The organism is Arthrobacter oryzae (assembly GCF_030812315.1).
GTDB lineage: Bacteria > Actinomycetota > Actinomycetes > Actinomycetales > Micrococcaceae > Arthrobacter > Arthrobacter oryzae_B.
In genome coordinates this window covers 104,359-126,554 of record NZ_JAUSSM010000007.1, presented here as the reverse complement: position 1 = coordinate 126,554, position 22,196 = coordinate 104,359, and the positions used below count along the sequence as shown (strand labels likewise).

The following is a 22,196-nucleotide window of genomic DNA, read 5'->3' as shown; positions in this document are numbered from 1 at the left end:
ACAGGAACCAGGACCGTACTCGGAAAGGGGGGACTCCACGATATGGCGATCGAGATTCGTCCGGCTACGCAGTTCGAGGACGTCAAAACGATGGTGGGGCCCAAGCGGCCCGATGCGAACGTGTGCTGGTGCCTGAGCTACCGCATCCCCTCCAAGCAGAACGTGGAATTGCGCGGCACGGACCGCGGGGACCTCGTGAAGCAGCTCGTGAAACAGACGCCGCCGCCCGGGGTTATCGCGTACGACGGCGACGAGGTGGTGGGCTGGGCCGGCGTCCACCCGCGCGCCGACACCAGCTTTGCCCGCAACCGCAAGATCCCCCATGTGGACGACCTCGCCGTGTGGTCGGTGTGGTGCATCCGGGTGCGGCCCGGGCACCGCGGTGAGGGAATCTCCCATCACCTGCTGCAGGGTGCGGTGGAGTTTGCCCGCAGCTACGGGGCTCCTGCCATCGAGGGTTATCCCGTCGACAACCAGGGCAAGAAGGTGGACCTGACCATGGCCTACGTGGGCACACGGGAGCTCTTCGAAAGGGCCGGCTTCACCAAGGCCGCCGACACCGACTCCGTCATCAATGGCTTCCCCCGCGTGGTGATGCGGAGGGACCTGCGTTGAGCGGGCATCCGCTGGTACGCAGGGCGCGTCAAACCGCTTAACGCAATGTCGGCCCCGTCACACCACACGGCATAGGATCGAAAGTGCGGAACTAACCGAGAGGACGCTACAGCGGCCTGGTGGCAGGTAAGCAAGCCGCAGAAACTACTTGAGAGTATGGATCATGGCTTCGAAGAATGACCCCGAATCCGACGTCGATGCGGAGTCAGGCCAGCACGGCGGCGTCCAGTCAGTGGACCGGGCCCTGGCGGTCCTGGAAATCCTGGCGCGTGACGGCCATGCCGGCGTGAGTGAAATCGCCGAAGAGATGGGCATCCACAAGTCCACCGTCTCCCGCCTGCTTGGTTCGCTGGTAACCCGGGAAATGGTCCACCAGAACAGCGACCGCGGAAAGTACCAGCTGGGGTTCGGCATCCTGAGGTTGGCAAGCTCCATCCCCGGGCGGCTCAGCCTGGTCCGCGAGGCCCGGCCCGTACTGGAAAGCCTGGCTGAGGAATTCAAGGAGACGGTGAACCTCGCCGTCCTGCGCTCCAATTACGCAGTCAACGTGGACCAGGCCATGGGCCCGTCAACGCTGGCCACCTACGACTGGGTGGGCAGCCTCACGCCGCTCCACGCGACCTCAAGCGGGAAAGTCCTGCTGGCAGCGCTGTCCGCGGATGAGCGTGACCGCGTGCTGAAGGAGACCGGGCTTCCGGCCCGGACACCTCGGACCATCACCAACAGGAACAAGCTCGAGACCCAGCTCCTCGTCGTCGCCCGCGAGGGCTATGGAGTGGTCCGGGAGGAGTTCGAAATCGGACTCAACTCCATGTCCGTGCCGGTGTACAACCATCTGGGTGCGGTCATCGGGGCAGTCAGCATCTCCGGCCCGGCCTTCCGCTTCGATCCGGAGAAGGCGCCGGGACTCCTCGAGGCACTGAAACAGGCGGGCCTGCAGATCAGCGCAAAGATGGGCTACACCGGAGGCCGGTGATCGAGTATCCAGCCGGGCTGCTGCCCTCCGCGGAGGATGGCATCGCGGTCGAACGTGTCACGGCCGAGCCTCTGTTCGACCCCGGAATGGAGCGGCTGCGCGGCTGACGCTCCCTGCGCACCGTCCTGACCTCTTTTGCGCCAGAACGACGGCGACACCCCGGCGGGTCCGGAGTGTCGCCGTCGTTCTTGGGTTTAAACAGGGTCACCGGGGCGGCTGCTGCCGTCACGATCACCCCTCCATGCGGTTAAGACCCTGCGTCGTGAAGGATTCGCATTACGTTAGGAGAACGACCCATGGCCGCTTTGTTCGAACTGTATATGGACGCGGAAGACTGCTTCAGGTTCCGACTGGTCGCAGACGATGGTGAGGTGATGCTCACCTCGGAGGCTTACGCGTACGAGGACGTCGCCATTGCCGGGATCTGGGCCGTGCGGGAAGCAGCAGTCACCGGGGGCATAGTGGACCGCACGGGCACAGCCTGACGAGAATTTTCGCCCGGATCAATCCGAGCCAGCGAATCAATCCAAGCCGGCGAACCTAACTCAGTTCCGATCCGCTCTGTTGCTCGTACGCGGCGCGCAGCCCAGCCTTGGCACGGATTAGCAATGCGGACACCGCGTTGGGTTCCAGGCCCAGGATCGGCGCTATGTTTCGTGGCTTCTCGCCCATGACCTCGGCGTACCAGAGCACCATCCGCCACCGCTCCGGCAGGGAACGCATCGCGGCCGCGACGTGTTCCTGCTCGAACACAGTCAGGACCGTCTCGAGTCGCTGGTCGTCGACAGGTCCCGGATCCAGGTCTTCGTCGGGTGCCGGTTGCTCACGACCACGTTTGTTCCAGAACGTCATTGCGACGGAACGGATTGCGGTGCTCAGATACGGGCCAAACACCTCCGTGGGCCCGTATCCGTTCCTGATCGCGCCAACAGCCTTCGCGAAAGCGTCATGGAGCACATCCTCGGACTCCTGGGCGCCGGACATTAGACTCCGGATGAACCGGAGCCCCGGCTCGCGATACTTTTCGTACAGCACCGCCATGGACCCTGCGTCCCCGGCCCGGACGCCGGCAATCAAATCCGATTCATCGCCCTGGACGCCGCCGGATGCCTCCTCGGATGCTGCACGGCGCAGATGCCCGCCCCCCTGTGAAACGTGATCAATTGTTTCCATGTGGTTGCCTGCCCTCGATGCGAAAAAGCGAGAACGCACCGCAAGCGCCTCACACCATTTACCGCGGGCGAGCCTGTTTCATGACGCGGAAACCAAAATTGTTGTGAAAGCGTTTGCAGTGGGTGGCAAGTTCGGGCCTTTGGGGTCCGGCCCGTAGGTGCTCCGTCACGGACCCCGGGCAGCACGGTTAAGACTCCGTGTGATTCCGCCGTCACGGCGGGACCCTGATTATTGCGGGAGGATTCTTGTAATGCCGGAGGGCCAGAGGACATTGTCAACGCGTTCCGTTGAGCTGCAGCAGGCACGTCCGATATCTGAACTGCGCCTGCCTGCACGGGCAGCAAACGGCCTTGCCCGACACGGCGTGAACACCATCGGACAGCTGATTGCACGCTCGCGGCAGGATCTGAGGAACGAGTTTCACGGCCTCGGGATCGGCAGCATCAGGGACATTGAGGAGGCCCTGAAGCGGGAAGACTTAAGCCTCGCCGCTGCCGGCAGAGCGTTGCGGTACAGGCGTCCACTCAGCCGGCATGCCCGGAACCACCAGGCATGGTTGGCGGGCGTGCCGGTCCTGAAAGAGGCGGACGGAGTTCAGTGAAGTATTGCCGCTTTCCGCCGTCCTCCCTGGTCCGTACCGGCCGCGTGGTCCAACAATCCTCACGAAACGATTGCAAGCTGACAGATCGTGGCCGGCGATTCGTTTGCGGCTGGCAGCAACGCAACTGCGGCCGGCCGTTCCTGCACGGGAGCTCCGGGCCTGTCGAGAAGCCGGACCGCCGCTGACCGGTAAAATGTGGACCAATCAGCGTGCGCGGCAATGGGGGGTGATCGGTATGTCTGAAGGACCTGATGGGCGGCTGACCGTGTCGGTGGGCCGGCGGGAGTTCGAGAATCTGAACCGTGAGTGGGCTGACTATCTTGCCGCAACCAGTGCCGGATCAAGCCCGGTCGACCCAGTTCTCACCCTACGGTGCACCGGCGGGGTATTGCGGTCCCTGGACCGGTTGCTGGCTTCGATCGACCGCGAGGACAGCAAGGCCCCCTCGGGCGCCGAGCACCGCGAGTAGAGGCCGCCACCGTCACGTGCTGACTTGTTCATGTTTTTTATGACCAAAACGCATTGGACGCTTCATTCGGTGATTATGTGAGCGTTACCACATCCCGCGTCACCAGGAAATTAGTCGTCCGCCCGGAGTCACTATGTCCACAGTTTGCCGTCAATCACGTCTCGCGTCCGCGTGCCGGGCAGTACTGTGAAGGCCACCGCATCCCCGCCGGACGGCGCGTCGGCGGGTACGGGAGCCGCCGACGCTGAAGCTGAAGCTGAAGCGAGGCTCGTACAGGACTGCCGGGAAGGCAAGACCGGGGCCGTTCTGGAATTGTTCAGAACCCACTGGGAACCGGCCCTGGCTTATGCCAACGCCCTGAGCAGATCTCCACATGATGCAGAGGACCTCGCCGCTACGGCCTTCCTCAAGTCCCTGACTGCAATGCGACGCGGAAAAGGGCCGGACGGCCCGGTCAGGCCTTATCTCCTGAGGGCTGTCCGCACTGCGGCATCCGACCGCCATTCGTCCGCAGAGCATCCGTCAGGGCGAATCACCGAGCTGGCTGACGGTCAGAACACAGACGGGCTCCCCAGCAGCTCCCGGGAGCACGACTTCGTCGCGGAGGCCTTCGCGACCCTCCCCCTTCGTTGGCAAAGAGTTCTTTGGTATGTCGAGATTGAAGGACTGAAGCCGCGCGAGGCCGCGCCGCTTCTCGACATCGCCCCCAACGCACTCTCTGCCCTCCTCCGGCGTGCTCGCAAAGGGCTTCGCCAGGCCTACCTCCTGGTATATCTGCGCGACTCCGAAAGCCGCGGCTGTGACTCCATGCTGCGGATGTTGACCGAATATGCTCTCGACCGCACCACAGCGGCGAGCCAGGCCAAAGTCGACGGACACCTCCGCACGTGCCGGGACTGCCGCGGGGCGCTCCAGGGTTTGCGTGATGTCCGTTCCAGGATGCGGGGACTCCTGAATCCGGGCCTCCTGCCGGCGGTGCTCTCGCCACTCACCGCTGTCCGGATCCTCGAAGTCCTGTCATCCCAGCCCCGTTTCCCCTTGGGCAGCATTGCGGAGACCATCAATGATTCTGCTGACGTTGCACGTACGCTCTTCCAAGGACTGAAAGCGATTGGCGCATCGGCGGCGGTCGTCGTGCTCATGGTCCTGCCGGCAGCACCGAACACTGCAACACCCGAGCTGGAACCCCCCGGCCGCCTCGGTGGCTGCGGCCCTTACGGAACATCCGTCGGATGCGTGCACCGTTCAGCCGCCGCCCCGGATTACCTCCAGTTGCGGGCAGGGACCCGGTCATCCCAATAATGCTATTTGCAGATATGGCGCCAGACCGCCTGTAGGTTTTCTTCGGCTAGCCCGCCGCGTAGGTTTTGGCTTCACGCTGAATGAGCTTGGTGACCTTTTCGACCCGTTCAGACATATACGTGCCGACCTGAAGCCGGTCGCCGGGCCAGCTGGAGGCCTCCCTGGAGTCTTCGAGGGCTTTGGCCAGGACCCGCGACAGGGAGTACACCTTCCAGGCGTGCTTCAGGTAGTGGAGGGCCCGCCTCCGGTACTCCGGGCTCTGCCTCAGCAGCTGGACGGCGGCGCGCGCCAGGGCTTCGCCCAGCAGTTTCTCACCGGCTTGAATATTTTCCATGCGGACCTTCACCATCCCCAGTGCGCGGACAAGATCTTCCTTGAACTGTTCCCTTCGAGTGTCGCGAAAGTGGCTCAGCATCGGCTCAAGCCATTGCAAGGATTGGCTCAAGACCCGGGCATGAGTCCGCTCTGGCATCGCGGTGCAGCTAGGCGTAGCGTCTTTTACACAGACAATGGGCGGCGTCGCTGGAGTGTGGTCACTGGATTGTGGCCGGGCCACAATTGCGGCCGGGCGCCGCCTCAGCGGTGTCAATCCATTGAAGGAGTCGGCGATGGCCGGATGGAACGCGGATACAGCTGCCGGCCCGTTGGGGTCCGGGACGGTCACCCTGGTGGAGGGGTCATCATTCTGTATTTCCTCGGCCAACGGAGACATCCATCCGGAACACCCGCACGGGGTTTTCCATGAAGACACCCGGATCCTGTCCCGCTGGAACCTGACGGTCAACGGCCAGTCCATCGAACCACTGGCGGCGGAGACGAAGGAGCCGTACCGTGCACGGTTTGCCGGCCGGGTTCCCCGCTCGGACGGATATGCGGACAGCCCGCTGATCGTGGAGCGGCTGCGTGAACTGGGTGCGGGAATCCTGGAGGAGATCACGGTCATGAACTACTCCGCTGATGCCGCCGAGTGCGTGGTGGAGTTGAGCGTCGGAGCTGATTTCGCGGATCTCTTCGAGGTCAAGGAGGCAAGGATCCAGCGGCGTTGGGAAGAGAGCCGCGAGCCGGACGGTGACACGCTGACCATCCGGGCTACGTGGCAAGACGTCCGGAAGGGAGTCGTCGTCAACGCAGGTGGCGCCGACATCGAACCGGAGGCCCTGACCTACCGGACGGTCATCCCGCCTCACGGAGAGTGGAGCACCTGGGTCAGCGTGGTGCCCAAGGTCGACGGCGCCGGCCCCGCTGCGCCGTTCGCCCACACGGCAGCCGGGGAAATGTCCCCGCGCGACCTCCGCCGGCAGGCCTGGGTGTCCAAGATCCCAGTGCTGCACATGGGCAACCGCTCGATCGAACGGACCATCCGCCGCAGCTATGACGACCTGGGTGCCCTACGGATTGAGGATCCGCACCACCCGGACCGGATCGTCGTGGCCGCCGGCGCGCCCTGGTTCATGACGCTGTTCGGACGCGACTCACTGTTTGCCTCCATCATGTCGATGCCTGTGGACCCGTCCCTCGCTTTGGGCACCGTGCAGACGCTGGCCGACCGCCAGGGCAGCACGGTGGACCTGATGAGCGAGGAGGAGCCCGGCAAGATCCTCCACGAAGTCCGGCTCGACGTCTCCAGCGGGCTGGCGCTGGGCGGAAAATCGGCCTACTACGGCAGCGTCGACGCTACGCCGCTGTACGTGATAGTCCTCGGCGAGGTGAGCCGCTGGGGATTTGCCGCGGACACCATTGCCGCCCTGCTGCCCCATGCGGACCGGGCGATGGAATGGATCCGGAAATACGGGGACCGCGACGGCGACGGGTTCGTCGAGTACGCACGCCTCAACGAAAGGGGCCTGATCAACCAGGGCTGGAAGGATTCGTGGGACGGCGTCAATTTCGCCGACGGCCGCATGGCCGAGGCACCGATCGCGTTGTGCGAGGTGCAGGGTTACGTTTACGGCGCGTACATGGCGCGGTCGTGGTTGGCGTACGACGCCGGTGACGAGGCTTTGGCCTCCGACCTCCGGGACCGCGCGGCCCGGCTGAAGAAGCAGTTCAACGAACAGTTCTGGCTGCCCGAGCGCGGCTACTATGCCATAGCGCTGGACCGCGACAAGCGTCCGGTCGATGCGTGCGCCTCCAACATGGGCCACTGCCTGTGGAACGGCATCATCGACGAGGACAAGGCGCCGATGGTGGTGGAACGCCTGATGTCCCCGGAAATGTTCAGCGGCTGGGGAGTGCGGACCCTGGCCTCCGATATGGGTGCCTACAATCCCGCGAGCTACCACAACGGCTCGGTTTGGCCGCACGACAATGCCATCATCCAGGCCGGCCTCCTCCGCTACGGGTTCGTGGAGGAAGCGCAGCGGATCTCCACGGCCCTGCTGGACGCGGCCGAGTACTCGGAGGGGCGGCTGCCGGAACTGTTCTGCGGCTTCGACCGGCAGCACTTCACCGCTCCCGTGCCCTACCCCACGGCGTGTTCGCCGCAGGCATGGGCAGCCACCACACCGATCTACCTCGTGACGAACCTGATGCGCTACAACCCCCACGTTTCCGAGGGCGGGCTGTGGATGGACCCCGTACTTCCGGAATCCTACGGGGACCTCCACATCACCAACGCGCCCATGGCGGGCGGCCGGATCACCATCGACGTTTCCGGCTCAGACGCGACCATCAAGGGGCTGCCCGAAGGTATGGTCCTCCACCACGGAACCCGGCCCTGGATGGCCGACCTGGTCCAGCGGGCCAGGATGCCCAAAAAGGACTAAGCATCAGCCTCGTGCGGTACGAACCGGACGAACATGGCCTTGAAGCCGGGGGTGTTGGATTCCCTGGCCACGTTTTCCTTGTGGACCAGGGCGTTGGCCTCGGGGAAGTACGCCGCAGCGCAGCCCTTCGCCGTCGGGTAGGCCACCAAACGGAACTTGTCCGCCTGCCGGTCGTGCCCCCGGAACGTGCTGACCACGTCCACCAGGTCCCGGTCCTGGAACCCGAGCTCGGTGAGGTCCTCCGGGTGGACCAGGATCACCCGGCGTCCGTCCGAGATCCCGCGGTAACGGTCATCCAGGCCGTAGAACGTGGTGTTGTACTGGTCGTGGCTGCGCATCGTTTGGAGCACCAGGTGGCCGTCCGGCGGCGTCAGGTATTCCAGCGGGCTGACCGTGAAGCGTCCCCGGCCGATGTCCGTCTTGAAGGACCGGGTATCGCGCGGCGGGTTGGGCAGCACAAAGCCGTTCTTGGTCCGGATCCGCTTGTTGAAGTCCTGGAAGCCCGGGATGACGCGGGAGATGTGGTCCCGGACCACGTCGTAGTCCGCGGCCATGGCCTTCCAGTTGACCGGATGGTCCTCGCCGAAGGTGGCGTCGGCCATCCGGGCGATGATCACCGGTTCGGCGAGCAGGTGCTCGGAGACCGGCTGGAGCCTGCCCTGGGTGGAGTGGACGACGGACATCGAATCCTCCACGGACAGGAACTGGGCCCCGCCCGGGTGCTTGTCGTCCTTGTCCGTCCGGCCCAGCGTGGGCAGGATGAGCGAGGTGCGCCCGTGCACCACGTGGGACCGGTTCGGCTTGGTGGACACGTGCACGGTCAGGCCGATCCGCTGCATCCCCGCCTCCAGGGCCTCCGTGTCGGAGCAGGCCAGGGAGAAGTTGCCGCCCATGGACACAAAGACGTCAACGTCGTTGCGTTCGAAGGCTTCCATGGTCTCCACGGCATCAACGCCGTGGCCGCGCGGAGACTGGATTCCGAACTCCTTGTCGAGGGCTTCGAGCAGCCATTCCTTGGGTTTTTCCCAGATGCCCATGGTCCGGTCGCCCTGGACGTTGGAGTGCCCGCGGACCGGGCAGGCCCCGGCGCCGGGTTTGCCGAAGTTGCCCTGCAGGAGCAGGACGTTGACCAGTTCCTTGATGGTGTCCACCGAGTGCGGCTGCTGCGTCACGCCCAAGGCCCAGCAGAAGATCGTGGCCTTGGACCGGATCAGCATTCCGGCCACATCCTCGATCTGCTTCCGGGCCAGGCCGGTGGCCTTCTCGATTTCGTCCCAGTCCAGGTCCCGGCGGGCGTCGCGGTACGCGTCGAAACCCTCCGTCTGCGCCTCGACAAAGGAACGGTCGACGACGGTGCCGGGGTTCCGCTCCTCCTCCGCCAGCAGCAGGTGGCCGAGGGCCTGGAACAGTGCCAGGTCACCGCCGACCTTGATCTGCAGGTATTCATCGGCCAGCGGCGTGCCGCCGCCGACCACACCAGAAATGGTCTGCGGGTCCCTGAAGTTGAACAGGCCCGCCTCGGGCAGCGGGTTCACCGCCACCACCTTGCCGCCCTTGTCCTTGCACTCCTTCAGCGCCGAGAGCATCCGCGGATGGTTGGTGCCGGGGTTCTGCCCGACCACGAAAATCAGCTCCGAGTCGTGGATATCGTCCAGCGAGACGGTCCCCTTGCCGATGCCGATGGTCGGATTCAGCGCCGAACCGGAGGATTCATGGCACATGTTGGAGCAGTCCGGCAGGTTGTTGGTGCCCAGGGCCCGGGCGAACAGCTGGTACATAAACGCAGTCTCGTTCGCCGTGCGGCCGGAGGTGTAGAAGACACAGCGGTCCGGCGTGCTGGCCCGCATGTGTTCACCGATCAGCTCGAAGGCGTCCGCCCAGGAGATCGGCGAATAGTGCGTCTCCCCTTCCCGGATGACCACGGGTTCGCTGAGCCTGCCCTGGTTGCCCAGCCAGTACTCCGTCTTGCCCGACAGCTCCGCGATGGAGTGCCTGGCCCAGAACTCGGCCCCGACCGTGCGGAGGGTGTTCTCCTCCGCCACGGCCTTTGCGCCGTTCTCGCAGAACTCGGCCACCTTGCGTTTCTTGTCCGATTCCGGCCAGGCGCAGCCCGGGCAGTCGAAACCGCCGCGCTGGTTCAGGCGCAACAGCGACTGCGCCGTCCGGGACACCCCGGCCTGGGCCACGGCACGCTCCAGCGCCACCATCACGGCCTTGACGCCGGCCGCCTGCGTCTTCGGCTGATGGACTTCCAACTCGTCCTCGTTGATGTCCGAAACCGGAGCCGGCTGCCTGCCGAACTTGATGGGCACGCCTTTCACTGGCTGACCTTGGCCAGCGTCTCCCGCTCCGCCCCGATGGTGGTGCTGTCCCCGTGGCCGGTGCGCACCACAGTCCTGGCAGGCAGCGTCAGCAGCCGTTCGCGGATGGAGGTGAGGATGGTGGGGTAGTCGCTGTAGGACCTGCCGGTGGCGCCGGGGCCGCCGTCGAACAGCGTGTCCCCGGTAAAGACCGTCCCCTCATCCTCAAGGTGGAAGCAGGTGGATCCCGGCGAGTGGCCCGGGGTGTGGAGGGCGCGCAGTGTCGCCCCGCCCACCTGGAACACGTCGCCGTCGGCAAGGTAGCGGTCCGGCTTGGCGTCCGGGTAGACCTGCTCCCAGAGCACCAGATCGTCCGGGTGCAGGTAGACCGGGGCCTTCACGGCCTCCGCCACGGCGCGCGCGGCGCCGATGTGGTCGTTGTGCGCGTGCGTGAGCAGGATGGCCAGGACCTTCCGGCCGCGGACCTGGCTGATGATCGCTTCGGCATCATGCGGGGAATCGATGATCACGCATTCATCCTCGTTTCCCACGATCCAGACGTTGTTGTCCACGTCCCAGGTGCCGCCGTCTAGCGAAAACGTCCCCGAGGTGACCAGGTTCTCGATGGTGACGCTCATACGGACACCGCACTAACGGCGCCGGCGGGCGTGACGGTCTCGGTGCCCGGGCGGATTTCCACCACGGAACGCAGCACCTTGCCCTCGTGCATCTTGCCGAAGGCCTCCTCCACCTGGTCGATGGTGATGCGCTCGGTGACGAAAGCGTCCAGGTCCAGGTTGCCCAGCTTGTACTGCGCCACCAGCATCGGGAAGTCGCGGGACGGCAGGCAGTCGCCGTACCAGGAGGACTTCAGCGACCCGCCGCGGCCGAAAACATCCAGCAGGGGCAGCTCGAGCAACATGTCCGGCGTCGGAACACCCACCAGCACCACGCGCCCGGCGAGGTCCCGGGCGTAGAACGCCTGCTTGTACGTTTCGGGGCGGCCCACAGCCTCGATCACGACGTCGGCACCGTTGCCGCCGGTCAGCGCCCGGATGGCCTCGATGGGGTCTTCCTTGGTGGAGTCCACGCCGTGGGTGGCGCCGAGCGACTTGGCCATTTCCACCTTGTTGGCGTCGATGTCCACGGCGATGATCGTGGTGGCACCGGCCAGCTTTGCGCCGGCAATGGCGGCGATGCCCACACCGCCGCAGCCGATCACGGCCACGGATTCGCCGCGCTTGACCTCACCGGTGTTGATGGCGGCGCCGATGCCTGCCATCACACCGCAGCCGAGCAGTCCGACGGCGGCGGGATCGGCGTCCTCGTCAACCTTGGTGCACTGCCCGGCGGCGACGAGCGTCTTCTCGGCGAAGGCGCCGATGCCCAGCGCGGGCGAGAGCTCCGTGCCGTCCTCCAGCGTCATCTTCTGCGTGGCGTTGTGCGTGTTAAAGCAGTACTGCGGCTGGCCCTTGGCGCAGGCGCGGCATTCTCCACACACGGCGCGCCAGTTCAGGATGACCCGGTCACCGGGAGCCACTTCAGTGACGTCCGGTCCGACGGCGCTGACCACACCGGTGGCCTCGTGGCCCAGCAGGATGGGGAAATCGTCAGTGATTCCGCCCTGCTTGTAGTGCAGGTCCGTGTGGCAGACACCGCACGTGAGGATGTCCACCAGGGCCTCTCCCGGTCCGGGATCCGGCACCAGGATGGTCTCAACCGAGACCGGAGCGTTCTTTTCCTTGGCAATGACAGCCTTGACTTTGTGAACCATTTAGCTTGTGTTCCTTTCGTTGATCGGACGAATATCGCCGATCCGACTAACAAATACTAGAAGCTGGGGCGCCTGCTGGCGGCTACCCAAAGGGATGGCCAGGGGCACCCAAACGGATGGCTATTGGGCTGGTTCGAGATCCTCATCACGCGTGACGGGTTCGCCAGCCACGGTAGCATCCGTCGCGGGAGCAGCATGCCCCGCGGGGATGCCTGTCCGGTGCCTGATCTTCAGGCGGTACAGCAGGACACCGATGACGACGACGGCCCCCACGAACAGGACGCCTCCCCACTGGAGGTACCACTCAAAGGGCGGCACCGAATTCTAGATCCCGGGGCGTGGCCAGACCAGGTTGAGCGTCATGGCACCGCCCCGCAGCACTGCCAGGATGTTGACCGGCAGCCCCCACTTGCCCAAGGCAGAAGCCCGGCTCGGTGCTGTTGCTGGTCCTTCCTGCGTCCGGTAACGGCCACTTCTTCAGCAACCGCTTCCGCAGAATCCGCACCGTGACCTTGGGGTCGCTGAGGTCCGGGGAGTTCCTTCGTCTCCTCGCAGAGGGAACTGGCGACGTTGCCGGTCTCTGTCATTCTGCAAAGTCGCCTTGCACGTCGTGCGGACCCGGCGTCGTGACGCCCGGCCCTTCCCCTGATCGGGAAGCCGGTTCGTGCTCAGTGCGTCCTGCGGAAGCGGTGTCCGTTGAATTGCGTATTACACAACACGATGCACATAGCGCTTACTTGAGAATATGACAGCCCTCACACGGAGTGTCAACAGGCCACCCGAGTGCTACATCGAGTCATCATGACGAACCCTTGTTTGGGAAGCTCAATCCCGCAACAGAGTCGCCTTCAGTGCAACACATTCCTGCAAACCAGGCCGTCGCTCTGCTTCCAAGTTGCGATGCCGTGCGCAAAATTCACGAATCTGAAGCACGCGGGATTGACTGTGTCACAAGTCACGCCTACTCTGGTGCAACAGCGTTGCGTTGAATGCAACTCCAAAACCTCTTGGTGGACACATGACAAACGACACTTCCTCTCCCGCTCTTGCGGGAGGCCCTGGCGCGGAGCCGGATGGCGCGAACGAAGGCCCCCGCGCTGGCCGCAGCACGTTGAGCGGCCAGAATTTCTCCCCTGCTGACAACGGTGTCAGCAGGGAAACGCGCCGCAGGGTCATCGCGGCCAGCTTCATCGGCAACTTCGTTGAATGGTTCGACTACGCCGTTTACGGCTACCTGGCTGTAACGATCGCAACGGTCTTTTTTCCTGAATCAGATCCCCAGACCGGACTGCTGCTGACTTTTGCCCTGTTCGCGATTTCATTCCTGGTTCGCCCGCTCGGCGGATTCGTCTGGGGCCATATAGGTGACAGGGTGGGCCGGCGGACCGCTCTCTCCCTTTCCATCCTGATCATGTCCGGAGCGACTTTCTGCATAGCTCTCATACCGGGCTACGACATAATCGGCATCTGGGCTCCGATCCTGCTTCTGATCATCAGGGTCGTGCAGGGTTTTTCAGCCTCAGGGGAGTACGCAGGAGCGTCGGCCTTCCTGGTCGAGTACGCCCCCGCCAACAGGCGCGGCCTCTACGCCGCGGTGGTTCCCGCGAGCACCGCAGCAGGCCTGCTTCTTGGCTCCCTGATGGCAGGCCTGCTGACAGTCCTGCTCAGTTCCGACGCGATGCAAAGCTGGGGCTGGCGCCTGCCGTTCCTGCTGGCTGCCCCGATGGGACTGATCGGACGCTACATCCGTACCAAGCTGGAAGACACCCCGGTGTTCCGCGAAATGGCAGCGGAGGAGGAGGCTGTCAAGGCGCCAGTTTCCAGCCTGTTCCGGAACCACTGGCGGCAGCTGCTGCAGGCCGTCGGAGCCGTGCTGCTGAACGCCGTCGGCTTCTATGTGATCCTCAGCTACATGCCCACCTACCTGTCCTCAGAGCTGGGCCTCGGTGAGACCGAATCATTCCTGGCCACCACCATCGCGTTGCTGACGTACATCGGGTTCATCTTCCTCACCGGAATGCTCTCTGACCGTTACGGACGCAAGAAGGTGCTTATCAGCGCCTCTATCACCTTCATCGTGCTGACCGTGCCCGCATTTGCCCTGCTGGGCACCGGGAACTTCCTGGTGATCGTCCTGGTCCAGGTCCTGCTGGGCGCCATGCTCACGCTCAACGACGGGACGCTCCCCAGCTTCCTTGCCGAGATGTTCCCCACCCGTGTCCGCTACAGCGGCTTCGCGGTCAGCTTCAACCTCTCCAACGCCCTTTTCGGCGGCACAGCACCGTTCATGGCAACGCTCCTGATCGCCGCCACCGCCAGCGATCTGGCTCCGGCCTGGTACCTCGTCGCTGCGGCAACCATCTCCCTGATCGCCGTCGCGCTCTCTAAGGAAACCTGCAAAGAACCGCTGCGCCACGACTAGAAGACTTTCTTCCGCTTCTTCCCAATACAAGTAACTGCACCACAGAAAGGCACCACCACAATGACCACCACAGCATCCGAGAACGCAACGTCCGTCGCCGAACTGGAGCGACTCAAGGTCCTCAAGAACGGCAAAAAGGTCACGCTGACATTCTCCGATACGGAGTTCGAGCGCCGCCTCGCCGGCCTGCGCCGGATCATGGCAGAGAAGGACCTGGACGCCGTCGTCCTGACCAGCTACCACTCGATCAAGTACTACTCCGACTTCCTCTTCACCACCTTCGGCCGCTCCTACGCCATGGTGGTCACCAAGGATGACACCGTCACCGTGACGGCCAATATCGACGCCGGCATGCCGTGGCGCCGGAGCTTCGGCGACAACATCGTCTACACGGACTGGCGCCGGGACAACTACATCTTCGCCATCCAGGAAGTCCTGCGCACCCGCGGCATCAACCCGCGCCGCCTCGGCGTCGAGGATGACTCGCTGCCGCTGGACAACCGCAACAAGATCCAGGCCGCCTTCGCCTCCGCAACCCTCGTCGATGTGGCCCAGGCTGCAATGCGCCAGCGGATGATCAAGTCCGCCGAGGAGATCGCGGTCATCAAGCACGGAGCGCGCATCGGCGATCTGGGCGGCGAGGCCATCCGCAACGCCATCACCGCCGGGATCACCGAATACGAAGTGGCGCTGATCGGAACGGAGGCCATGGTCCACGAGATCGCCCGCACGTTCCCGGACTCGGAGATCCGGGACACCTGGGTATGGTTTCAGTCCGGCATCAACACGGACGGCGCGCACAACTGGGCCACTACCCGCAAGATCCAGGAGCACGACATCCTGTCGCTGAACTGCTTCCCCATGACCTCCGGCTACTACACGGCCCTGGAACGCACCCTGTTCTACGGCGAACCGGATGCGCGCTCATTGGAACTCTGGAACATCAACGTAGAGGTCCACAAGCGCGGCCTCGAACTCATCAAGCCCGGCGCAGTCTGCAAGGACATCGCCGCCGAACTGAACGAGATCTACGTCGGCCACGGCCTCCTGGCCAACCGCACCTTCGGCTACGGGCACTCCTTCGGCGTCCTCAGCCACTACTACGGCCGGGAAGCCGGGCTGGAGCTCCGCGAGGACATCGACACCGTACTTGAGCCCGGCATGGTGGTTTCGATGGAACCGATGATCACGGTCCTGGACGGCCAGCCCGGTGCCGGCGGCTACCGCGAGCACGACATCCTGGTGGTCGGCGAAGACGGCGCGGAGAACATCACCAAGTTCCCGTTCGGTCCGGAATACAACATCATCGGGGCATAACAGCACCACGGCCTGTCTCTGTCTAAGCGGCGCCACCTCATCCGTGGCGCCGCTTGACGGCTTACATACGGAATGATGGTGGACACCATGACCTCTGCAGAAGCTCCCGAAACCAGCAGCAACGGCGACGCCAAGGGCACGTCCGTCATCGTCAACGCCATCGCAGTCCTGCGAAGCTTCACCGCGGACGAGCCGCTGCTCGGCGTCACGGAGATTGCCAACCGCGTTGGCCTGCACAAGAGCACCGTCTCCCGCATCCTGGCCACGTTCGAACAGGAACACCTGGTGGAGCGCGACCCGGAGACCCGCAGGTTCCGCCTGGGCCTGGGCCTCATCGCTGTCGCCGGGCCTCTGCTGGCCGAACTCGAAGAGCGGCGCGTGGCGTATCCCGTCCTGCGCGAACTCACGGAGCAAACCGGGGAAACCAGCGCCCTCATGGTGTGGAACGGGTCCGAATCGATGTGCGTGGAACAGATCGCCAGCCATCACCAGATCAAGCACACCACCCCGCTGGGCGCCCGATACAACGACGCCCTCAGCGCCTCCGTCCAGGTCTTCCTCGCCGCCGAACCGGCCGAACGCGTACGCGTGCTGCTCAAGAGCGGCGAAATTTCCTATCCAGGCCTGGACGACACCAGCCTCGAGGCCTACCTGATCCGGCTTGATGACGTCGCCAGGCGCGGCTGGGCCATCAACTACGGCGAGTCCTCACTGGACGAGGTGGGCCTGGCCGCGCCAGTCTTCGATCACCGAGGCGACATCGTAGCGGCCGTCCTCATCCCGGCGCCGCGCTTCCGGGTCTCCCCGGACACGCTGCAAAGCCTCGGGGAATCCTGCAAGGCAGCCGCGAACCGCGTCACGGCCCGCCTCGGCGGCGCATCCCCAGCCCCGGCCTGACCCCAGGACGCTCTCTCACTTCCCGCCGCCCAAACCCGGACGCTCTCTCACTTCCTGCCGCCCAAACCCGGACGCTCTCTCACTTCCTGCCGCCCAAACCCGGACGCTCTCTCACTTCTGCCGCCCAAACCCGGACGCTCTCTCACTTCCTGCGGGTTCTTCGGCGACACTCCTTCATTTGAGATGATCTGGCTCGCGTGGCTGGACCGTTCCCACCACGATCGTGGCAGCGGACGATAGCCGGATTGCGCCGTGCGTTCATGAGTCCGTGCCGCATCCAGAACCTGTGTCCGGATGAGATCGCGCGGGCCACTGTCCGTCTGGGCCAGGCTGGACACAACTGCGGAAGCGACGTCCGTCATGAATTCCCAGTAGCGCTCAGGGGATTCGTGGACCATGTCCACGGACAGCGTCTCCTCACTAATGTCGGTGAGGCCGGCGTCGCAAAGGCCTTCAGCATAAATCCCGGGGCGGCACAGGACGGCATCGAAACGGCGGTCCTCAAAAGGCAGGGCCGCGGCTTCGCTGACCTAAGTGCGAACATTCTCCAGGCCGGCGGCCGCGGCCTTTTCGCGGGCCACCGTCAGCATATTTTCGGACAGGTCCGTAATCGTGACGCTTCCCTCGGACACCTTTGCAGCCGCGATGAGGCCGGGTTCGCCGGTCCCTGCAGCCACATCCAGCGCCTGCGAATCCGGTTTCAGGCCCGCCTGGCCGATCATGGCCTCGCCGAAGGGTGCCAGCCACCGTACGACGTCGTCGTCCCACCTCTTCCAGCCGGTGGAACAGCTGCCCAGGTTTCACGCTGCTGGTCCCTGATCTGCTCTGAATCAGTTGCCATAGCCGTTTGCTTTGCTCGTGAGTGGGCAGCAGTCCGCTCCGCCCCACCCTCCGGGACAACGAATTGCGCGGCCCTCCCGCAGGAAGTGAGAGAGCGTCCGGACTTGGGCCGCAGGAAGTGAGAGAGCGTCCGGTGGGGGTGATGAAGAACAGGAACTTGGTCCGGACCATGACCCACAGCAGCGACACGATCGCCGCATAGGCCGCCGTGTTCAGCCAGATGTTCCCGAGGCGGAGGTCGAACTCGTCGGCGAGGAAAGGGGTTGGCGCAGGGCATCAGCGCAAAGGCCTCGATAGTCGCAGTGCAAAGCCACCCCGCAGGAGTCTAGCGCAGCCGATCCGCCGTGTGAGGGGTGCGGTAGTCTCTTGACACCAACCGTTGATTTCCGGTTGACTATTACGCATGCTGAAATAACAGTTCCATGATGCGGAATGTAGAACGACTGTTGCGGCCAGGCATGAGCCACGGCGGGCACTACAGCGGGGCACTCCCTTTTCCGCATAGCCGACGCCATGGATGCCAGCATTTGCACGAGGGATGAACAAGCATGCAGCTTGCCGTATTCAACGGGGCGGACCGCGCGGAAGTCACCGCGGCACTTCGCCCCTGCATTGATGTCCAGCGCTGGGTGGACCAGATCGCGGACGCCCGGCCGTTCGCCAGCAGCCAGGCCCTGCTGGACTTCGCCCGCGACGCCGCCGCCCCGTTCACATCGGACGAGGTGGAGTCCGCCATGGCCCACCATCCAAGAATCGGCGAACGACCCACGGCCTCCACCACCGAGGCCTCCATGTCCCGTTCGGAGCAGGCCGGGGTGGATCCGGCGGACGAGGACGTGAGCGCCGCGCTGGCCGAGGGCAACCGCGCCTACGAGGAAAAATTCGGCCGGGTGTTCCTGATTCGGGCCTCCGGGCGCACGGCCCCGGAAATCCTGGCGGCGCTACACGAACGCCTTACCCACACCCCTGACCAGGAAGACGCCATAGTGGCCCAGCAGTTGCGCGAAATCGCCCTGCTCCGGCTCGAAGGAGTGATCAGCGAATGACCGTTTCACAGGTGACCACCCACATCCTGGACACCGGGGCCGGGCGCCCGGCCGCCGGCGTCGCCGTCGAGCTTTACGCGCGCGACGGCGGCGGCTGGAACCTCGTTGCTTCCGGCACCACCGATGCCGACGGCCGGGCGAAGGACCTGGGCCCGGAACTCCTCCCCGCCGGGACATACCGGCTGAACTTCGCCACGGGGGCCTACTATGAGGGCCTGGGCACGGCCACCTTCTTCCCGGAGGTGGACCTGGTGTTCGCAGTGTCCGACGCCGGTGAGCACTACCACGTGCCCCTGCTCCTGAGCCCGTTCGCCTACTCGACGTACCGCGGCAGCTAACTCCCAACAGGCCCGATCCCACGACGCCCAGAGAGTTTTGTCCACATAACGCGACCAAACGCGCCCCAAAGGCGCATTATGTGGACAAAAACGCGGGGCAGTAGGCTAGAAGGCATGGCTTCTGAAGACACCCCCGCCGAGCGGCGCGAAATCACCGTCCGCCGGGCGCCCAAATACGTGCCGTTCCTCATACTGGGCGGCCTTGTGGGCATCATCGTGGCGGCAGTCATTGCGTTTGCACTGCCCGGGGACCCGAATTACGAGCCCAGCTCCGTCTTCGGCTTCTTTATGGTTCTTTTCGGCGCCGGCGGCGTGATTTTGGGCGCCGTTGTTGCGCTCCTGCTGGACAGGCTCAGCGTCAGGCGCGCCGAGCACGCCGTCGTCGAAGCCGTCCCGGAGACCGAGTCCGGCAGCGATCCGGCCGAAGGCACCGGCAACGGCACCGCTGCCGGCAATCAGTCATAAACGGGCGACCGGAAAAGTCCTACCCCATCACGTGAGATAATCGACCAGTGGCACGCGGCGATGGAAAACTTTCTCATGATCTTCTCCCTGGCGAAAAAGGCCCTCAGGACGCTTGCGGCGTCTTCGGGGTCTGGGCACCAGGTGAAGAAGTAGCAAAACTCACCTATTACGGGCTGTATGCATTGCAGCACCGCGGTCAGGAGTCGGCTGGCATAGCAACCAGCGACGGCAAGCGGATCAACGTCTACAAAGACATGGGCCTCGTATCCCAGGTCTTCGACGAGACCACGCTGAACACCCTGACCGGGCACCTGGCCGTCGGCCACTGCCGCTATTCCACTACGGGCGCCAGCCACTGGGCCAATGCCCAGCCCACCCTTGGCGCCACCGCCACGGGCACCGTGGCCTTGGCCCACAACGGCAACCTCACCAACACCGCCGAGCTGAACGCCATGATCAATGAGCGCAACGGCGGCCAGCTCAGCGGCGAAATGAAGCAGGGCAACACCTCGGACACCGCCCTGGTCACGGCACTGCTGGAGGGCGAAGAGGGCAAGTCCCTCGAACAGACCGCCATAGAGCTGCTGCCCAAGATCAAGGGCGGCTTCTGCTTCGTCTTTATGGACGAAGGTACCCTCTACGCGGCACGCGACACCTACGGCATCCGCCCGCTGGTCCTCGGCCGGCTGGAGCGCGGCTGGGTGGTCGCCTCCGAGCAGTCGGCCCTGGCCACGGTGGGCGCAAGCTTCATCCGTGAGATCGAGCCCGGCGAATTCATCGCCATTGATGAAGACGGCGTGCGGTCCCAGCGCTTTGCGGAGCCGACGCCGGCGGGTTGCGTTTTCGAATACGTCTACCTCGCCCGTCCGGACGCCGCAATCGCCGGACGCTCCGTGTACGAATCCCGCGTGGAGATGGGCCGCCAACTGGCCCGCGAAAACACCCAGGAAGCGGATATCGTCATCCCGGTGCCCGAGTCCGGCACTCCCGCCGCCGTGGGCTACGCCGAGGAATCCGGCATCCCCTTCGCGCACGGCTTCGTCAAGAACTCCTACGTGGGCCGCACGTTCATCCAGCCCTCTCAGACGCTGCGCCAGCTGGGCATCCGACTCAAGCTCAACGCCCTCGAGTCCGTGATCCGCGGCAAGCGCGTTGTGGTGGTGGATGACTCGATCGTCCGCGGCAACACCCAGCGCGCCATCGTCCGGATGCTCCGCGAAGCCGGCGCCGCATCCGTGCATGTGAAGATCTCCTCCCCGCCCGTGCAATGGCCCTGCTTCTACGGCATCGATTTCGCCTCCCGCGCGGAGCTGATCGCCAACGGCGCCACCATCGAGGAAATCTCACAGGCCATCGGCGCCGACTCGCTCGCCTACATTTCCGAAGACGGCATGATCGACGCCACGCGGCAGCCGCGCGAACGTCTCTGCACCGCCTGCTTCACCGGCAAGTACCCCATCGAGCTGCCCGGCGCGGACAAGCTCGGCAAGAACCTGCTGGAGCGCACGGACCTCGGCGGCCTGACGCCGTCGCCCGTCGCCCTCCCCGTCGCAACGGCGGCACTGGCGGCGTCCCCCCTCCAAGACAGCGAGGACCCGGCCGAAAAGGCCGGCGCCACGGGCTGCGACCCGGGGCCCGACGCCGAGTTTGAGAACCTGCTGACCGACGCTGACCGTCTGACCTCTGACAAGAAAGAGTCCGTATGACTTCCGCATCACCCGCCGCCGGTAACTCCTCAGCCCGCGGCATCACGTACGCCTCTGCCGGCGTGGACGTCGAAGCAGGCGACCGCGCCGTTGAACTGATGAAGGACGCCGTCAAGGCCACCCACAATTCCTCGGTAATCGGTGGAGTGGGCGGCTTCGCAGGCCTCTACGACGTGTCCAGGCTCCTCACGTACAAGCGCCCGCTGCTGGCCACGTCCACCGACGGCGTGGGCACCAAGGTTGCCATCGCCCAGGCCATGGACATCCACGACACCATCGGGTTCGACCTCGTGGGCATGGTGGTGGACGACATCGTGGTGGTTGGCGCCGAACCGCTCTACATGACCGACTACATCGCCTGCGGCAAGGTTGTCCCGGAGCGCATCGCGGACATCGTCCGCGGCATCGCAGCGGCCTGCTCCGTGGCCGGCACCGCCCTGGTTGGCGGCGAAACCGCCGAGCACCCGGGCCTACTGGGCGAGCACGAGTACGACGTCGCCGGCGCCGCCACCGGTGTAGTCGAAGCTGACGCACTGCTGGGCCCGGACCGTGTGCGTGCCGGCGACGTAGTGATCGGCATGGCATCCTCCGGCCTGCACTCCAACGGCTACTCCCTGGTCCGACGCGTCATCAACCACGCCGGCTGGGCACTGGACCGCCAGGTTTCGGAACTTGGCCGCACCCTGGGCGAGGAACTCCTGGAGCCCACCCGCGTCTACGCCGCGGACTGCCTTGACCTGGCCCGCACTTTCCCGGTTAGCGGCTCGGCGGCCGGCCAGGCCGTCCACGGCTTCAGCCACGTCACCGGCGGAGGCCTCGCGGCCAACCTGGCCCGCGTCCTCCCCCAGGGCCTCATTGCCACCGTTGACCGCGCCACGTGGGAACTGCCCGCCATCTTCAAGCTGGTCTCGGAACTGGGCAACGTCCCGCTGGCCGACCTCGAGCGCACGCTGAACCTCGGCGTGGGCATGGTGGCCATCGTCTCGGCCGAAGCTGCCGACGCCGCCGTGAACCGCCTCAACGACCGCGGCCTGCCGTCCTGGATCATGGGCATCGTCGAGCAGAACTCGGACTCCATCGTCAAGACCGGCCCGGATTACGTCCAGGGCGCCAAGGGTGTCGACGGCGGCGCAGTCCGCCTGGTGAACGCCTACGCCTAAGGGTCCTTAAACCTCATCGAGTGCTCCGCA

At 64.9% G+C, this 22,196-nt stretch carries 21 protein-coding genes and 1 pseudogene; 15 read left to right on the top strand and 7 right to left on the bottom strand.

Translation table 11 applies throughout. From position 1 onward, the window contains the following. Positions 1-42 precede the first annotated feature (42 nt). From J2S97_RS15065 to J2S97_RS15055, 3 genes are all read left to right on the top strand, one after another. Complete coding sequence (locus J2S97_RS15065) at positions 43-615, top strand: GNAT family N-acetyltransferase (RefSeq protein WP_307050754.1); 573 nt, start codon at positions 43-45, stop codon at positions 613-615. A 163-nt stretch (positions 616-778) separates the two neighbouring features. Beyond that, entirely contained in the window at positions 779-1,591 is an 813-nt protein-coding gene (locus J2S97_RS15060; protein WP_307050753.1) for an IclR family transcriptional regulator, read from the top strand. 296 nt (positions 1,592-1,887) lie between these two features. Next, a complete protein-coding gene (locus tag J2S97_RS15055; RefSeq protein WP_307050752.1) occupies positions 1,888-2,076 on the top strand; it encodes a YegP family protein in 189 nt (62 codons plus the stop codon). 55 nt (positions 2,077-2,131) lie between these two features. On the opposite strand, the gene J2S97_RS15050 is transcribed toward J2S97_RS15055, so the two are convergent. After that, positions 2,132-2,764: an RNA polymerase sigma factor gene (locus tag J2S97_RS15050; protein WP_307050751.1), complete on the bottom strand. Its 633-nt coding sequence runs from the start codon at positions 2,762-2,764 to the stop codon at positions 2,132-2,134. Positions 2,765-3,014: 250 nt separating this feature from the next. On the opposite strand from J2S97_RS15050, the gene J2S97_RS24005 reads away from it, so the two are divergent. The 3 genes from J2S97_RS24005 to J2S97_RS15040 all read left to right on the top strand — a co-directional run bounded on the left by J2S97_RS24005 (position 3,015) and on the right by J2S97_RS15040 (position 5,136). After that, positions 3,015-3,365: a DNA-directed RNA polymerase subunit alpha C-terminal domain-containing protein gene (locus J2S97_RS24005; RefSeq protein WP_373460567.1), complete on the top strand. Its 351-nt coding sequence runs from the start codon at positions 3,015-3,017 to the stop codon at positions 3,363-3,365. 235 nt (positions 3,366-3,600) lie between these two features. Continuing rightward, a complete protein-coding gene (locus tag J2S97_RS15045) occupies positions 3,601-3,834 on the top strand; it encodes a hypothetical protein (RefSeq protein ID WP_307050750.1) in 234 nt (77 codons plus the stop codon). A gap of 186 nt (positions 3,835-4,020) precedes the next feature. Further along, on the top strand, positions 4,021-5,136 hold the full coding sequence (locus J2S97_RS15040) for a sigma-70 family RNA polymerase sigma factor (protein ID WP_307050749.1): 1,116 nt from the start codon (positions 4,021-4,023) through the stop codon (positions 5,134-5,136). A 46-nt stretch (positions 5,137-5,182) separates the two neighbouring features. Here J2S97_RS15040 and J2S97_RS15035 read toward each other — a convergent pair whose 3' ends face one another. Next, the gene (locus tag J2S97_RS15035) at positions 5,183-5,470 is read right to left on the bottom strand and encodes a hypothetical protein (RefSeq protein WP_307050748.1); all 288 of its coding nucleotides are present in this window, start codon (positions 5,468-5,470) and stop codon (positions 5,183-5,185) included. A 274-nt stretch (positions 5,471-5,744) separates the two neighbouring features. On the opposite strand from J2S97_RS15035, the gene J2S97_RS15030 reads away from it, so the two are divergent. Then, complete coding sequence (locus tag J2S97_RS15030; RefSeq protein ID WP_307050747.1) at positions 5,745-7,901, top strand: amylo-alpha-1,6-glucosidase; 2,157 nt, start codon at positions 5,745-5,747, stop codon at positions 7,899-7,901. Here J2S97_RS15030 and J2S97_RS15025 read toward each other — a convergent pair. From J2S97_RS15025 to J2S97_RS15010, 4 genes and pseudogenes are all read right to left on the bottom strand, one after another. After that, positions 7,898-10,207: an FdhF/YdeP family oxidoreductase gene (locus J2S97_RS15025; RefSeq protein WP_307050924.1), complete on the bottom strand. Its 2,310-nt coding sequence runs from the start codon at positions 10,205-10,207 to the stop codon at positions 7,898-7,900. The two genes, J2S97_RS15030 and J2S97_RS15025, sit on opposite strands and share 4 nt — an antisense overlap. A gap of 11 nt (positions 10,208-10,218) precedes the next feature. After that, positions 10,219-10,839 (bottom strand): MBL fold metallo-hydrolase, encoded by a 621-nt coding sequence (locus tag J2S97_RS15020; RefSeq protein ID WP_307050746.1) that lies wholly within the window; start codon positions 10,837-10,839, stop codon positions 10,219-10,221. Beyond that, entirely contained in the window at positions 10,836-11,975 is a 1,140-nt protein-coding gene (locus J2S97_RS15015; RefSeq protein ID WP_307050745.1) for an S-(hydroxymethyl)mycothiol dehydrogenase, read from the bottom strand. Before J2S97_RS15015 ends, J2S97_RS15020 begins: the two co-directional genes overlap by 4 nt. A gap of 120 nt (positions 11,976-12,095) precedes the next feature. Beyond that, positions 12,096-12,486, bottom strand: a pseudogene (locus tag J2S97_RS15010) (amino acid permease); the annotation flags it as partial. 507 nt (positions 12,487-12,993) lie between these two features. Between J2S97_RS15010 and J2S97_RS15005 the strand changes: the two are divergent. The 3 genes from J2S97_RS15005 (at position 12,994) to J2S97_RS14995 (ending at position 16,611) form a co-directional block, all read left to right on the top strand. After that, on the top strand, positions 12,994-14,397 hold the full coding sequence (locus tag J2S97_RS15005) for an MFS transporter (RefSeq protein ID WP_307050744.1): 1,404 nt from the start codon (positions 12,994-12,996) through the stop codon (positions 14,395-14,397). A 60-nt stretch (positions 14,398-14,457) separates the two neighbouring features. Continuing rightward, a complete protein-coding gene (locus tag J2S97_RS15000) occupies positions 14,458-15,714 on the top strand; it encodes an aminopeptidase P family protein (RefSeq protein WP_307050743.1) in 1,257 nt (418 codons plus the stop codon). Between the two features lie 87 nt (positions 15,715-15,801). Continuing rightward, the gene (locus J2S97_RS14995) at positions 15,802-16,611 is read left to right on the top strand and encodes an IclR family transcriptional regulator (RefSeq protein ID WP_307050742.1); all 810 of its coding nucleotides are present in this window, start codon (positions 15,802-15,804) and stop codon (positions 16,609-16,611) included. A 530-nt stretch (positions 16,612-17,141) separates the two neighbouring features. Here J2S97_RS14995 and J2S97_RS14990 read toward each other — a convergent pair. Next, the gene (locus tag J2S97_RS14990) at positions 17,142-17,333 is read right to left on the bottom strand and encodes a methyltransferase domain-containing protein (protein ID WP_307050741.1); all 192 of its coding nucleotides are present in this window, start codon (positions 17,331-17,333) and stop codon (positions 17,142-17,144) included. A gap of 666 nt (positions 17,334-17,999) precedes the next feature. Between J2S97_RS14990 and uraD the strand changes: the two genes are divergently transcribed. The 5 genes from uraD (at position 18,000) to purM (ending at position 22,166) form a co-directional block, all read left to right on the top strand. Then, positions 18,000-18,497 (top strand): 2-oxo-4-hydroxy-4-carboxy-5-ureidoimidazoline decarboxylase, encoded by a 498-nt coding sequence (gene uraD, locus J2S97_RS14985; protein WP_307050740.1) that lies wholly within the window; start codon positions 18,000-18,002, stop codon positions 18,495-18,497. Continuing rightward, on the top strand, positions 18,494-18,835 hold the full coding sequence (gene uraH / locus J2S97_RS14980; protein ID WP_307050739.1) for a hydroxyisourate hydrolase: 342 nt from the start codon (positions 18,494-18,496) through the stop codon (positions 18,833-18,835). The genes uraD and uraH overlap by 4 nt, the downstream gene beginning before the upstream one ends. 114 nt (positions 18,836-18,949) lie before the next feature. Beyond that, positions 18,950-19,300, top strand: coding sequence for a hypothetical protein (locus J2S97_RS14975; RefSeq protein ID WP_307050738.1), 351 nt, complete (start codon positions 18,950-18,952; stop codon positions 19,298-19,300). 47 nt (positions 19,301-19,347) lie between these two features. Continuing rightward, the gene (gene purF / locus J2S97_RS14970) at positions 19,348-21,006 is read left to right on the top strand and encodes an amidophosphoribosyltransferase (protein WP_307050737.1); all 1,659 of its coding nucleotides are present in this window, start codon (positions 19,348-19,350) and stop codon (positions 21,004-21,006) included. Then, positions 21,003-22,166 (top strand): phosphoribosylformylglycinamidine cyclo-ligase, encoded by a 1,164-nt coding sequence (purM, locus tag J2S97_RS14965; RefSeq protein WP_307050736.1) that lies wholly within the window; start codon positions 21,003-21,005, stop codon positions 22,164-22,166. Before purF ends, purM begins: the two co-directional genes overlap by 4 nt. Positions 22,167-22,196 lie beyond the last annotated feature (30 nt).